The following is a 12,665-nucleotide window of genomic DNA, read 5'->3' as shown; positions in this document are numbered from 1 at the left end:
GATGGGGATCAGTAACGGGCGCGTCGCATTTCGCGCTCTGTGTCCGACTGGGCCGAGGCAAGCGCCTCTTCAGCCGAACTCTGCCCGGCAAGCGCGGCAGCGAAAAGCTGGCCGACAGCCGTGCCGATGCCCTGGAACTCGCGGATCGAGACGAACTGACCGCCGGTATAGGGCACCTCCTGCACAGAAGGCGACTTGGTGTCGGCGGCCTCGATCGCGGCGAGGGTGGTTTCCGCGAAGGGCGCGGCCTCCTGATACTCGGCGCTCTCATAAAGCGAGCTGCGGGTGCCCGGAGGTGCGGCGCGCCAGCCCTGCGCTTCGGCGATCATGTTGGTGTAGTCCTTGCTGGTCGCCCAGGCGACGAATTTCTTCGCCGCATCCGGCGCGTCCGACGAGGCCGGGATGGCGAGGTTCCAGGACCACAGCCAGTTGCCATGATTGTCGACGCCTTCCTTGTTCGGAAACTTGGCGAAGCCGACGCTGTCCGCGACCTGCGACTCGTCGGGATCGGTCACGAAGCTCGCCGCCACCGAAGCGTCGATCCAGATGCCGCATTTGCCCTGCTGGAACAGAGAGAGATTCTCGTTGAAACCGTTCGAGGACGCGCCGGGCGGGCCGTAATTGGTCATCATGTCCAGATAATCGGTCAGCGCAGCGCTCCATTCCTCGCTGTCGAATTGCGGGGTCCATTCCATGTCGAACCAGCGTGCGCCATAGCTGTTGGCCATAGCGGTCATGAAGGCCATGTTCTCGCCCCAGCCCGGCTTGCCGCGCAGGCAGATGCCGTAGACCTCGTTGTCCTTGTCAGTCATAGCCTCGGCGGCGGCGCGGATCTCGGTCCAGCTCGGCTCGGCGCTGATGGTCACCCCGGCCTGTTCGGCCAGGTCGGTGCGATACATCACCATCGCCGATTCGGCGTAGAACGGCACCGCATAAAGCGTGCCATCGACCGACAGGCCGTCGCGCACGGCAGGCAGCAGGTCGTCGGCATCGTAACCTTCGGGCAGGTCGTCCAGAGCCAGCAGCCACTCGCTTTCGGCCCAGATCGGCACTTCGTAATTGCCGATGGTCACCACGTCATACTGGCCGCCATTGGTTGCGATGTCGGTGGTCACCCGCTCGCGCAGGATGTTTTCCTCCAGCGTGACCCATTCCAGCTCGATATCCGGGTTCGCCTCGGTGAAGTCGCCGGTCATCTGCTGCATGCGAATCATGTCGCCGTTATTGACGGTCGCGATGGTCAGCGTCTCGGCCGCGACAGGGGCAGCGAGGGCCATGGTGGCGCAGGCGCCCATCAGGGCGCGGAATTGATATGTCATATTGTCCTCCTCCGTGCACGACAATTGCTCATGCGATGGGCAAATGCTCACACAACTGGCGGATCTTGTCAAATCCAAACTCGTCGTGGCGACGAAAACGCGCTAGGTAGGTCCACCGGAAGGAACCCGATGACACGAGACTCCGACAGGCTGGATCAGGCGGCGCGGGCGGCATGGCTGTCCTGGGTCGGCGGCATGACGCAGGATGAAATCGCCCGCGAGATGGGAATCTCGCGGCAGGGCGCGCAGCGTCTGACCGCGCAGGCCATGGCGGCGGGGATCGTGAAGGTCCGCATCGACCACCCGCTGGCCGATTGTCTCGACCTGGGCGCAAAGCTGCGCGAGCGCTTCGGGCTGCGTCGCGCCGATGTGGCCCCGGCGCTGACCGGTCAGGCCGGTGTCGCGATGCTGATCGCCGAGCTGATCGAATCGCTTCTGTCGCGAGAGGCTCCGATGACGCTGGCCATCGGGAACGGCCGGACCCTGCGCTCGGGGGTGTTGCAGATGTCGCATCTGGACTGCCCGCAGCATAATATCGTCTCGCTGACCGGGAATATCGCGCCGGATGGCTCGGCGGCCTATTACAACGTCCTGTTCTCGCTGTCCGAGATCGTCACCGCCAGCAGCTTCCCCCTGATGGTTCCGGTCATCGCCGCCTCGTCCGAGGAACGCGACGCGTTGCATCGCCAGCCCGGAAATACGCGGGTGATGGCGCTCGCCGCCGCGGCAGAGGCCGCAATTGTCGGGATCGGCGATCTGGGCCCGAACGCGCCGCTGATGGCTGACGGGTTCCTGAGCCCGGATGAAGTTGCCGCGCTGTCCGAGGCCGGCGGGGTCGGAGAGATCCTGGGCCATGCCTTCGACGCGCATGGCCGGTTGCTGCCTCGCGATGTAAGGGTCGCCTCGGCCCGCATGCCGGACCCGGAGGGGCGGCTGATCGTCGCTGCCGTGCAGGGCGCGCATAAGCGGGCCGCCACGCTGGGCGCGCTGCGCGGCGGGCTGGTCAACGGGCTGATCACCGATGAGCCGATGGCGCGATGGCTGCTGGACCAGCCCGAAACCGCGGCCTGACGCCTTTCCGCTTGGCCGGGCCGGGCCGGGCGTTTATCCCTTCCCTTCGACACTGACCACGGAGCGACCGATGAAACACGCCCTCGCCGCCGCCCTGATCGCCCTCGCCTGCCCCGCAGCTGCCGACACGACAGTCGGCCTGTTGCTGCCCGCCTCGGGCAATTACGCGGCGCTCGGTCAGGATATCGAGGACGGCTTCCGCATGGCCATTGGCGGGGCCGGGCGGGACGACATCACCATCCTGCGCGAGGACACCGAGGCGAAGCCGCAAACCGGACTGACCCGCGCCCGCAAGCTGATCATGCAGGACCGCGCGGATGTGCTGGTGGGCGTGGTGTCCTCGGCGGTGCTGGGGGCGGTGCGCGACGTGGTGGACGGCTCGGGCACGCCGCTGATCGTCGCCAATGCGGGGAACAGCGACGCGACCGGCAAGGATTGCTCGCCCTATATCACCCGCGTCAGCTTCTCGAACGATCAGCTGAACCGGCCGATGGGCGAGTGGATGGCGGCCGAGGGGATAGGCTCTGTCTATACGCTCGCCCCGGATTATGCGGCGGGACAGCAGATGATCGGGGCGTTCTCGGACGCGTTCGAGGCTGGCGGCGGAGAGGTGATCGGCGGCGACTTCACCCCGTTCGGCCGGACCGAGGATTTCGGACCGTATCTGGCAAAGGCGCAGGCATCCGGGGCCGAGGCGCTTTACGTCTTTTATGGCGGTGCGGATGCGATCAGCTTCGTGAAGCAATATGACAGCTTCGGTTTGCGCGACCAGATGCCGCTATACGCCGTGGGTTTCCTGACCGCGCCGCTTTACCTGCGCTCGCAGGGCGAGGCGGCGGAGGGCGTGATCGGCGCGCTGCATTATCTGCCTTCGCTGGACACGCCCGAGAACGCCGCCTTCGTCGATGCCTATCGCGCCGCGCATGACGGAGACCTGCCTTCCGAATATGTCGTTGCCGGTTATGACGCGGGGCGGCTGCTTCTGGGCGCGCTCGACAGCGGGGCCGCGGGGCGCGAGGAGTTGGCCCGCGCTTTGCCGCAAGTGGCCTATACCGGCCCGCGCGGCCCGTTGGAGATCGATTCGGCGACCAATAACATCGTGCAGAATGTCTATGTCTTCGAAACCGTCAGCAAGGACGGCGAAATGACCCATCGCCTGCTCGACACGATCGAGGCGGTGCGCGACGCCCCGAATGGTTGCGAGATGGGCTGAGTGTCGGTTTTCTGGACCCTTCAGGCGCTGAACGCGCTGCAATACGCGGCGCTGCTGTTCCTGATTTCGGCCGGGCTCTCGGTCAGCTTCGGACTGATGGGGTTCGTGAACCTTGCCCATGGCGCGCTGTATATGCTGGGCGCCTATATCGGGGTTTCGATCGCTGGCGGCGTCGGGTTCTGGACAGCGCTGATCGTCGCGCCGCTGGCGATCGGCGCAATCGGCGCGGCGCTGCATCAGGGTTTGCTGCGCCGGATCGCAGGGGCCGGACCGATGCCGCAGGTGTTGGTCAGCTTCGGGCTGGTCTTCCTTGCCGTCGAGGCGGTCCGCATCATCTGGGGCGATGTGCCGCTGACGCTGGACGTGCCAAAGGCTCTCTCGGGGACGCGCATAATTCTCGACACCGCATATCCGTCCTATCGCCTGTTCGTTATCCTTCTGGGCGGCGCGGTCGCGCTGAGCCTGTGGGCCGGGATGACCCGCAGCCATCTCGGCGCGGCGATCCGCGCTGCGGTCGAAAACCGTGATATGGCCCGTGCGATCGGCATCCGCACCGAAAGGCTTTTCCTGGCTGTCTTTACCCTTGGCGCGTCGCTTGCCGGGCTGGGCGGAGTCATTGCCGCACCGATCCTCTCCGTCAGCCCCTCCATGGCGGTGACCGCGCTGATCCCGGCCCTGATCGTCACGGTAATTGGCGGGCTGGGATCGATCCCGGGCGCGATGCTGGGCGCGGTGATCGTCGCCGCGATCGAGGTGTTCGGCGCTGCGCTCTGGCCCGATGCGAGTGCGGTGCTGATCTATGCCGCCCTCGCCGCCGCGCTGATCTGGCGGCCCGAGGGGTTGCTGAGCGCTGGGCGCGCGCGCTGATGTTCCGGCTGAGCGCGATGCGTGCCGGCGCCTTTGCCGCCACCGTAACGGGTCTGGCCATATGGTCGCTGGCGGGTGGCTTTTTCGCCCGCGAGATCGTTGCCGAAATCGCGGTGCTTGCGATCCTCGTCATCGCGCTCGATCTTGCTGCGGGATTTGGCGGAATGGTGTCGCTGGCGCATGGCGCGATCATGGGGGTTGGCGCCTATGGCTATGCGCTGGCCGCGCAGGCCGGGCTGCCCGTCTGGAACGCGTCGGCGTGCGGTATCGCAGTGGCTGCGCTGTTTGGCGGCGCGATGGGCGCGATCTGCATGCGCACCCGGGGGATCTTTTTCATCATGGCGACGCTCGCCTTCGGACAGATGGCGTGGAGCTTTGTGTTCCGCAGCGACGCCTTGGGAGGCGATAACGGGCTGGGCGGTGTGCCGCGCCCTGCTGTGCCGGGGCTTGAAACAGACGCACCGCTGGGCTTCGCGATTTATGCTCTGGCACTGCTGGTGCTGGTTTTCGCCCTGACCGCCGCGTTTCTGCGCAGCCGCGCGGGGCGCATGCTCGAGGCGCTGCGCGACAATCCCGACCGCGCCGCCGCGCTGGGGATTTCGGCATCGCGTTACCGGATCGGGGCCTTTGCGCTGTCCTCTGCGCTGGCGGGCGTCGCGGGGGTGCTTGCCGCGCAGCATATCCAGTTCGTCTCGCCTGAATTGCTGGTCTGGACTGCCTCGGGCGAGGCACTGGTGGTGCTGATCCTCGGCGGGATCGGCACGTTGACCGGCCCGGTGATCGGCGCGGCTTGCTTTGTGCTCCTGAAGCATTGGGCTGCCGGATGGACGGATCACTGGCATCTGGTGATCGGTGCGCTGCTGATCCTCGTCGTGCTGGCTGGGGGTCGGGGAATCTACGGAGAGTTCGAGGCGCGGCGTCATGCTTGAGCTGGAAGGTCTGAGCAAAAGCTTCGGCGCGGTCGAGGCGATCTCGGGACTGTCGCTTCATGTCGCGGCGGGCGAGCGGCTGGTGATCCTCGGGCCGAACGGGGCGGGCAAGACGACGCTGATGCGGCTGATCTGCGGAGAATTGCGGCCCGATGAGGGGCGCATCCGTCTTGCCGGGCGCGACATCACCACCGCCGGAGCCGCGGCGAGCGCGCGCGCTGGCATCGGGCGCGGCTTCCAGCATCCCTCCCTTTTCGAAAGCCTTACTCTGGCGGAGAACCTCGTCATCGCCGCCGCCGCGCGCAGGGGCGATGCGGCCCCCCGCCGCGATCCGCTGCGCGATGACGCGCTGCGCGCCGAGGCAGAGCGGGTCGCCGATCTGGTCGGGCTTCGCCATCTGGAACAACGCGTCGCTGCGGCCGATCACGGCACGAGACGGCGGCTGGATCTCGCATTGGCTCTCAGCGGCGATGCGCGGCTGATCCTGCTGGACGAGCCTGCCGCGGGGATCGGTCCGGGCGGCGCGGCAGAGCTGCACAGGCTGATCGCCAGCCTGCCGCGTGAACCGGCCATGGTGGTGATCGAGCATGATCTGGATTTGGCCTTTGCCATTGCCGACCGCATCGCCCTGATGGATCGGGGGCGCATCGTCTTTGACGGCGCCCCCGACGCGGCACGCGCCGCGCTGAAAAGCCAGCATCATGCTTGAGCTGTCCGAAGTCAGCGCAGGTTACGGGCCGGTTCAGGCGCTGTTCGGGCTGGATCTGCGCGTGGCGCAGGGCACGCTGCACGCGCTGCTCGGCCGCAACGGGGCGGGCAAGACCACCGCGCTGCGGCGGATCATGGGGCTTTTGCCGCATCAGGGCGGGCGGATCATGTTTGACGGGCAAGAGATCACTCGCTGGCCGACCCCGCGCATCGCCCGCGCCGGGATCGGCTTTGTGCCAGAACGGCGTGAGGTCTTTGCCAGCCTCACACTTCGCGAAAACCTGACGCTCGCCGGGCGGATCGGGCGCGGAAGTTGGGATGTAGAGCGGGTTCTGGCGCTGTTCCCGCAATTGGAGGCGCGGCTTGATGCCCGCGCCGGCGTGCTCTCGGGCGGCGAGCAGCAGATGCTGGCCATCGGCCGCGCCCTGATGCTGTCGCCCCGGCTGCTTCTGCTGGATGAACCCACAGAGGGGCTTGCCCCGCCAATGGTCGATGCGCTGCGCGAAGCGCTTGCGGCACTTCGGGAGAATGGGCTGACCCTCCTGATGGTCGAGCAGAATATCGGCTTTGCCAGCACGCTCGCCGATCGGGTCACGCTGGTCTCTCGCGGTCAGGCCGTATGGACGGGGGAGGCGGCAGAATTCGCCGGGGCGCAGGAATTGCGGCAGCGTCATCTTGGTGTCTGAGCGGCGCGCGCAAATCTGGTTTGCCACAGAAGAGACCGGGCCTGCCCCCTTTCGCATGTTGCAGCAGGCGCTTATATCCCCCGCTCAATCAACGGAGTTTTCCTGATGGGCTATCGAATCGCCGTCGCCGGAGCTACGAGCAATCTCGGCCATGAGATCCTGAACATTCTCGCCGAGCGTGAATTCCCCGCCGATGAGGTGGTGGCGCTGGGGCCGCGCCGCTCATTGGGAACCGAGGTCAGTTTTGGCGAAGAAACGCTCAAGACCCGCGATGTCGAGAATTTCGACTTCGAAGGTTTCGACATGGCGCTGTTCGCGATGGAGAGCGATGAGGCGCGTAAACACGCCCCATCCGCCGCCGCCGCGGGCTGCGTCGTAATCGATTGTTCAGAGGCGTTCCGTATGGACCCCTCCGTGCCCCTGGTTGCGCCCGAGGTGAACGCCGCGGCAATCGGCGGCTATCGCGAAAAGATGATCGTATCCTGCCCCGATGCCGCCAGTTCGGCCCTGGTCGCCGCGCTGAAGCCGCTGCATGACCGGGCACGGGTGCGCCGCACGGTGGTGTCGACCTATCAGGCCGTGTCCGGGGCCGGGAACGCTCAGATGGACGAGCTGTGGAACCAGACCAAGGGCATGTATGTGCCGGGTCAGGAGGTCGAGCCGAACCAGTTCCCGCGGCAGATCGCGTTCAACGTGATCCCGCAGGTCGGCGCCTTCATGGAAGACGGCTCCAGCCGCGCCGAGTGGCAGATCATGGCCGAGACCAAGAAGATTCTGGACCCGGCGATCCGGCTGTCGGTGACCTGTGTCCGGGTGCCGGTCTTTGTCGGCGATGCGGAATCGGTGAATGTCGAGTTCGAGGATTTTCTTGACGAGGATGAGGCGCGCGACATCCTGCGCGAGGCGCCCGGTCTGTTGCTGGTCGATAAGCGCGAGGATGGCGGCTATGTCACGCCGGTCGAGACGGTCGGCGATTTCGCGACCTTCGTGTCGCGGCTGCGGCAGGACCCGACGGTTGAGAACGGGCTGAATATGTGGCTCGTCGCCGATAATCTGCGCAAGGGCGCGGCGCTGAACGCGGTGCAGATCGCCGAGATCCTCGGCCGCGAGCATCTGCAAAAGGGCTGAGCCGCCGCATCGGGGGCGCTGCCCCCGCACCCCCGGGATATTTCCGTCAGGATGAAGAGCGGGCGCGTTCGGCGGGCGGTGCCGTCTCAGGGCCGGGTGGCGAGGGGGCGGCTTCGGCAGGTTCCGCGTCGTCCTTGGCAAGAATGCGTATGGCGCTGCGAAAGGCATCCGCCGGGGCGTGGGCCAGCGTCACCGCGTCGGTGCCCGCATGATCTTCCAGATGACGCGCAACGATGCGATGCCCAAGCCCATAACCGCCCCAACGGCGGATGCTCTTGCCGCTGCCGAAGAACCATTCCGAATGGTCATAGCCAAGGCGCGACCATTCGTTGAGCGCGCGCCGCGTCAGACCGGCGGCTGGGGTGACGGCGTCCCAGGGGTCGGGCTTTCCGCCGAGGACCTGCAAGACGAAATGTCCGGCCAACCCTTCGCTGACCAGCGCCTCGCCCAGCGATTTGCCATATCCGGGCCCGTCCCAGCGCAGCAGGTGGTGCAATTCGTGGACAAGGATGCGGATCAGGCTGTCGCGATCGAAGCGCGGCGGGTCCACGGTCAATCGAATCTCTCCTGGCCCGGGCGCCGCGCCCGCCGCCCCCCAGCCGGTGATGACGGCATCGCCCGAACGGATGACCAGATCGAAATCGGGCAGCGCGACATGTTCCGATGCCTGCCCAATCGCCTCGCGCGCGGCAGCGCGGATATCGGGCATCACGCCGGTCAGACCGTGACGGGCGTTGAGGAAATGGATGTTCCAGACAGTCATGCCCTTATTTCGCAACTGCCGCCGCGTTGCGCCACGTCAAAAATGACGGTTTGAGCGGAAATCGGCAGATATGCGCGGGACAGGCGGCGGGCCGCCCCCTTGCACGGATCAGATCTCCGGCACCAGCACCTCGCGCTTGCCGACATGGTTTGCCGATGAGACCACGCCCTGATCCTCCATCTGTTCGACAATCCGGGCGGCCTTGTTATAGCCGATGGCGAGTTTGCGCTGGATGTAGCTGGTCGAGCATTTGCGATCCTTGGCCACGATCATCACCGCCTGATCGTAAAGCTGATCATCCCCATCCGCCGAGTTGCCGAGGCCCAGAACCGCGTCGATATCGCCCGCGACCTCGTCCTCGGGGCCGTCCACCACGCCGGATTTATAGCTGGGCGGGCCGAAGCTCTTCAGGTGGTTCACGACCTCTTCGACTTCCTCATCGCTGACGAAAGGCCCATGGACACGGGTGATGCGAGAGCCGCCGGCCATGTAAAGCATGTCACCCTGCCCCAGAAGCTGTTCGGCCCCCTGTTCGCCCAGGATGGTGCGGCTGTCGATTTTCGAGGTGACCTGGAAGCTGATCCGGGTCGGGAAGTTCGCCTTGATCGTGCCGGTGATGACATCGACCGATGGGCGCTGCGTGGCCATGATCAGATGGATGCCGGAGGCCCGCGCCATCTGCGCGAGACGCTGGATACAGGCCTCGATCTCCTTGCCCGCGACCATCATCAGATCGGCCATCTCGTCGACGATGACGACGATATAGGGGAAGGTTTCGGGCTGGAATTCCTCGGTTTCGAAGATCGGCTCGCCGGTATCCTCGTCGAAGCCGGTCTGGACGGTGCGCTTGAACATCTCGTCCTTGGCCAAGGCCTCGCGGACGCGGCCGTTATAGCCCTCGATATTGCGGACGCCCATCTTGGACATCTTGCGGTAGCGCTCCTCCATCTCGGCGACGACCCATTTCAGCGCCACGACGGCCTTTTTCGGATCGGTGACGACGGGCGAGAGCAGATGCGGGATGCCGTCATAGACCGAGAGTTCCAGCATCTTCGGGTCGATCATGATCAACCGGCACTCATCCGGCGTCAGCTTATAGAGAAGCGACAGGATCATGGTGTTGATCGCCACCGACTTGCCCGAACCCGTCGTCCCCGCGATCAGCAGGTGAGGCATCTTCGCCAGATTGGACACAACAGGACCGCCGCCGATATCCTTGCCCAGCGCCAGCGGCAGCGGATAGGACGCGTCGCCATAGGATTTGGCCGACAGGATTTCACGCAGCAGCACCTTTTCGCGCCGCGCATTGGGCAGTTCGATCCCGATCACGGTCCGGCCCGGCACGGTCGACACACGCGCCGACAGCGCCGACATCGACCGGGCGATGTCATCCGACAGCCCGATCACGCGGCTGGCCTTCAGCCCCGGCGCGGGTTCCAGTTCATACAGCGTCACCACCGGGCCGGGATGAACGGCGGTGATCTGGCCTTTCACGCCATAATCGTCCAGCACGGCTTCCAGCATCCGCGCGTTTTCGGCCAAGGCCTCGTCCGAAAGCTGAAGCCGCTCGATCGTGCTCGCGGCGGTCAACAGCGAGAGAGGCGGCTTCTCATAGTCGCCGCTGGCCTCGTCGAAGCCGAGCGTGGGCTGCGCCTCGGCCCGTGCCTGGCGCGAAGGCTGGGCGGTCTTGTGCGCGGGCGGCACAACCACACGCGGCGTGCCGGCGCCGAAGGGGTGCGGCTCGGCAGGCTCGACCGGCTCGGCCTCGTCATCCGCCGGATCCTCGAGCGCGACCTCCTGCCGGCTGGCGTTCAGGCGCTGCGTGACCGAGCTGAGCAGGCTGTTGCCGCGCTTGGATATGGCATCGCTGATCCGCGACTGCACCTCGTCATCGGAGGGCGCGGTGGCATCATGCGCTTCGGCTTCGACCAGTTCGGAATCGCTCTCCCAATCATCGGCAGAGGCGCGGCGGCGGAACAGGCCGCGCCGGGATTCTCCGGTCGGCTCGGCCTCGGTCTCTGCGCGGCTCTTGCGGTCGGCGGCCCGGGCTTTCACACCGCGCGCGGCCCCGACCGCACCGGCCGCGCCCCGGCCCAGAAGCCGCAACAGCGCATCGTAAGCGGTGACCAGCCCGGTGCCCAGCCAGCGGATCAGGCGACGCGCCTCGATCAGGTCGAAGCCCAGCACGAAGCCATAGAACAGCACCGCCGCCACGGCCGTCAGCAGCGCGGCCAGCTTCAGCGAGGCCGCAGCGCCAAGCGGCAGCATGGTCATCAGCCCGCCCATCATCATGTCGCCGAAATGACCGCCCAGACCATAGCTCTCCTGCCAGTCGGCAGCCGGCACGAGCGAGGCGCAATAGACGGAACCGAAGGCCACGGCGATGGGCAGGAACACCGCGCGCATGACCCGTTCCTCGCCCTTGTGCAGCATCAGCCGCAGGCCCCAGACCAGCGCGCCCAACACCAGGCCCCAGGCGCTGTAACCGGCGATCATCATCAGCGGCGCGGCGATATAGGCCCCGAAGCGGCCCAGCAGATTGACCGGCGACTGATCGGTGGCGGCGAGGAAGCTCGGATCGTCGGGCGACCAGCTATAGAGGATCAGCGCCAGCACGGCGGCCAGCACCACCAGCCCCGCCCCGACCAGCTCCTTGCCGCGCCGTTCCAGCGCCGCTTGCGTGCTCTGATCGAACAGCGGATCGCGTTGTTTCGCCTGCCAGCTCGCCATGAATCCTGCCCCTACTCGTATAATGTCTGCTTCAGGCGTTCGAGCGCCTGTTCGGTTTCGTCCTCCGCCGCGACCAGAGCCGTGCGGATATAGGCCTGCCCCGGGTTCTCTCCCGCCACCTCACGCGAGAGATAGGCGCCCGGCAGCACCTGGATCCCGGCCTCGCGCCACAGCGTCACGGCAGCCTCTTCGCCGTCCTCGACCGGAAGCCACAGGAAGAAGCCGCCCTCCGGCCCGCGATAGCCCGGCACATTGCCCAACACGCGGTCAGCCACAGCGTATTTGCGATGATACAGCTCGCGGTTCTCGGTGACGTGGGTTTCCGCGGACCAGGCATGCGCGCTTACGGCCTGCGCGGGCAGCGGCATCGGCGCACCGGAATAGCTGCGCAGGCGACGCAGCTCGGCGATATGCGCCCGCGCCCCCGCTGCAAAGCCCGAGCGCAGCCCGGGCAGGTTCGAGCGTTTGGAAAGCGAGTTGAACATCACCACCCGATCCGCCGCGCCCATCCGCGTTGCCACGGCCAGAGCGCCGGGCGGCGGGGTATCGCGATAGATCTCGGAATAGCATTCATCGGAGAAGATCAGGAAATCGTGCTTTTCGGCCAGCGCAATCAGCCGCTCCAGATAGTCCTCGTCCGCCACCGAGCCCTGCGGGTTGGCGGGAGAGCAGATATAGGCGATGGCGGTGCGATCCAGCGTCGCATCCGGCAGGGCGGCAAAATCGGGCAGGAACCCGTTATCTGCGGTGGCGGCGACAAAGACCGGCTCGGCGCCGACCGCAGCGGCGGCGACGGCATAGACCTGATAGAAAGGATTCGGGATCAGCACCGCGGGTTGCTGTCCGTTCTTCCTTTCCGGGCAGAGCGCCAGCGCCGCGTTGAACAGACCCTCGCGCGTTCCGTTGAGACTGGTGATCTGATCGGGCGCGACCTCGATTGCGTGGCGGCGCGCGATCCAGCCCGAAATCGCCTCGAGCAACGCGGGTGTGCCCTCGTTCGGAGGGTATTTGCCGAATTGGGCGACGGTCTCGGCCATGACGGGCGCCACGAAATCCGGCAAGGGATGACGCGGCTCTCCGATGGTCATCACCATCGGGTCGCCGCCGGGTTCGATACCCGACAACAGCGCGCGCAGGCGCGGAAATGCGTATTCCGGCAGGTTCGAAAACCGCTCGGGATGTGCCATGACTGCCTCTCAGATCGGGGTCGTAGCGCCCCGTTATGCATTGAGATTACCCAATGCCGGTCGT

General features: G+C 66.2%; 11 protein-coding genes. 7 read left to right on the top strand and 4 right to left on the bottom strand.

The features are described 5' to 3' along the window. Positions 1 to 8: 8 nt before the first annotated feature. Entirely contained in the window at positions 9 to 1,319 is a 1,311-nt protein-coding gene (locus PAF18_RS15305; protein ID WP_271116549.1) for an ABC transporter substrate-binding protein, read from the bottom strand. Between the two features lie 129 nt (positions 1,320 to 1,448). Between PAF18_RS15305 and PAF18_RS15300 the strand changes: the two genes are divergently transcribed. The 7 genes from PAF18_RS15300 (at position 1,449) to PAF18_RS15270 (ending at position 7,921) form a co-directional block, all read left to right on the top strand. Then, entirely contained in the window at positions 1,449 to 2,390 is a 942-nt protein-coding gene (locus PAF18_RS15300; RefSeq protein ID WP_271116548.1) for a sugar-binding transcriptional regulator, read from the top strand. A gap of 70 nt (positions 2,391 to 2,460) precedes the next feature. Continuing rightward, positions 2,461 to 3,603 carry an ABC transporter substrate-binding protein gene (locus PAF18_RS15295; protein ID WP_271116547.1) on the top strand — a complete coding sequence of 381 codons (1,143 nt, stop codon included), beginning with the start codon at positions 2,461 to 2,463 and terminating at the stop codon, positions 3,601 to 3,603. Beyond that, the gene (locus tag PAF18_RS15290) at positions 3,604 to 4,470 is read left to right on the top strand and encodes a branched-chain amino acid ABC transporter permease (protein WP_271116546.1); all 867 of its coding nucleotides are present in this window, start codon (positions 3,604 to 3,606) and stop codon (positions 4,468 to 4,470) included. After that, on the top strand, positions 4,470 to 5,399 hold the full coding sequence (locus PAF18_RS15285; RefSeq protein WP_271116545.1) for a branched-chain amino acid ABC transporter permease: 930 nt from the start codon (positions 4,470 to 4,472) through the stop codon (positions 5,397 to 5,399). The genes PAF18_RS15290 and PAF18_RS15285 overlap by 1 nt, the downstream gene beginning before the upstream one ends. Next, positions 5,392 to 6,108, top strand: a complete 717-nt coding sequence (locus PAF18_RS15280; protein WP_271116544.1) for an ATP-binding cassette domain-containing protein — start codon at positions 5,392 to 5,394, stop codon at positions 6,106 to 6,108. Before PAF18_RS15285 ends, PAF18_RS15280 begins: the two co-directional genes overlap by 8 nt. Beyond that, positions 6,101 to 6,793 carry an ABC transporter ATP-binding protein gene (locus PAF18_RS15275; protein ID WP_271116543.1) on the top strand — a complete coding sequence of 231 codons (693 nt, stop codon included), beginning with the start codon at positions 6,101 to 6,103 and terminating at the stop codon, positions 6,791 to 6,793. Before PAF18_RS15280 ends, PAF18_RS15275 begins: the two co-directional genes overlap by 8 nt. 105 nt (positions 6,794 to 6,898) lie before the next feature. Next, positions 6,899 to 7,921, top strand: coding sequence for an aspartate-semialdehyde dehydrogenase (locus PAF18_RS15270; RefSeq protein WP_271116542.1), 1,023 nt, complete (start codon positions 6,899 to 6,901; stop codon positions 7,919 to 7,921). 46 nt (positions 7,922 to 7,967) lie between these two features. Here PAF18_RS15270 and PAF18_RS15265 read toward each other — a convergent pair whose 3' ends face one another. The 3 genes from PAF18_RS15265 to PAF18_RS15255 form a co-directional block, all read right to left on the bottom strand. Next, complete coding sequence (locus tag PAF18_RS15265) at positions 7,968 to 8,684, bottom strand: DUF2268 domain-containing putative Zn-dependent protease (RefSeq protein ID WP_271116541.1); 717 nt, start codon at positions 8,682 to 8,684, stop codon at positions 7,968 to 7,970. Positions 8,685 to 8,792: 108 nt separating this feature from the next. After that, positions 8,793 to 11,414, bottom strand: a complete 2,622-nt coding sequence (locus tag PAF18_RS15260) for a DNA translocase FtsK (RefSeq protein ID WP_271116540.1) — start codon at positions 11,412 to 11,414, stop codon at positions 8,793 to 8,795. Between the two features lie 11 nt (positions 11,415 to 11,425). Beyond that, positions 11,426 to 12,601: an aminotransferase class I/II-fold pyridoxal phosphate-dependent enzyme gene (locus tag PAF18_RS15255; RefSeq protein WP_271116539.1), complete on the bottom strand. Its 1,176-nt coding sequence runs from the start codon at positions 12,599 to 12,601 to the stop codon at positions 11,426 to 11,428. Positions 12,602 to 12,665: the final 64 nt, after the last annotated feature.

The organism is Paracoccus sediminicola, assembly GCF_027912835.1.
GTDB lineage: Bacteria > Pseudomonadota > Alphaproteobacteria > Rhodobacterales > Rhodobacteraceae > Paracoccus > Paracoccus sediminicola.
This window is presented reverse-complemented; position numbering and strand designations above follow the sequence as displayed.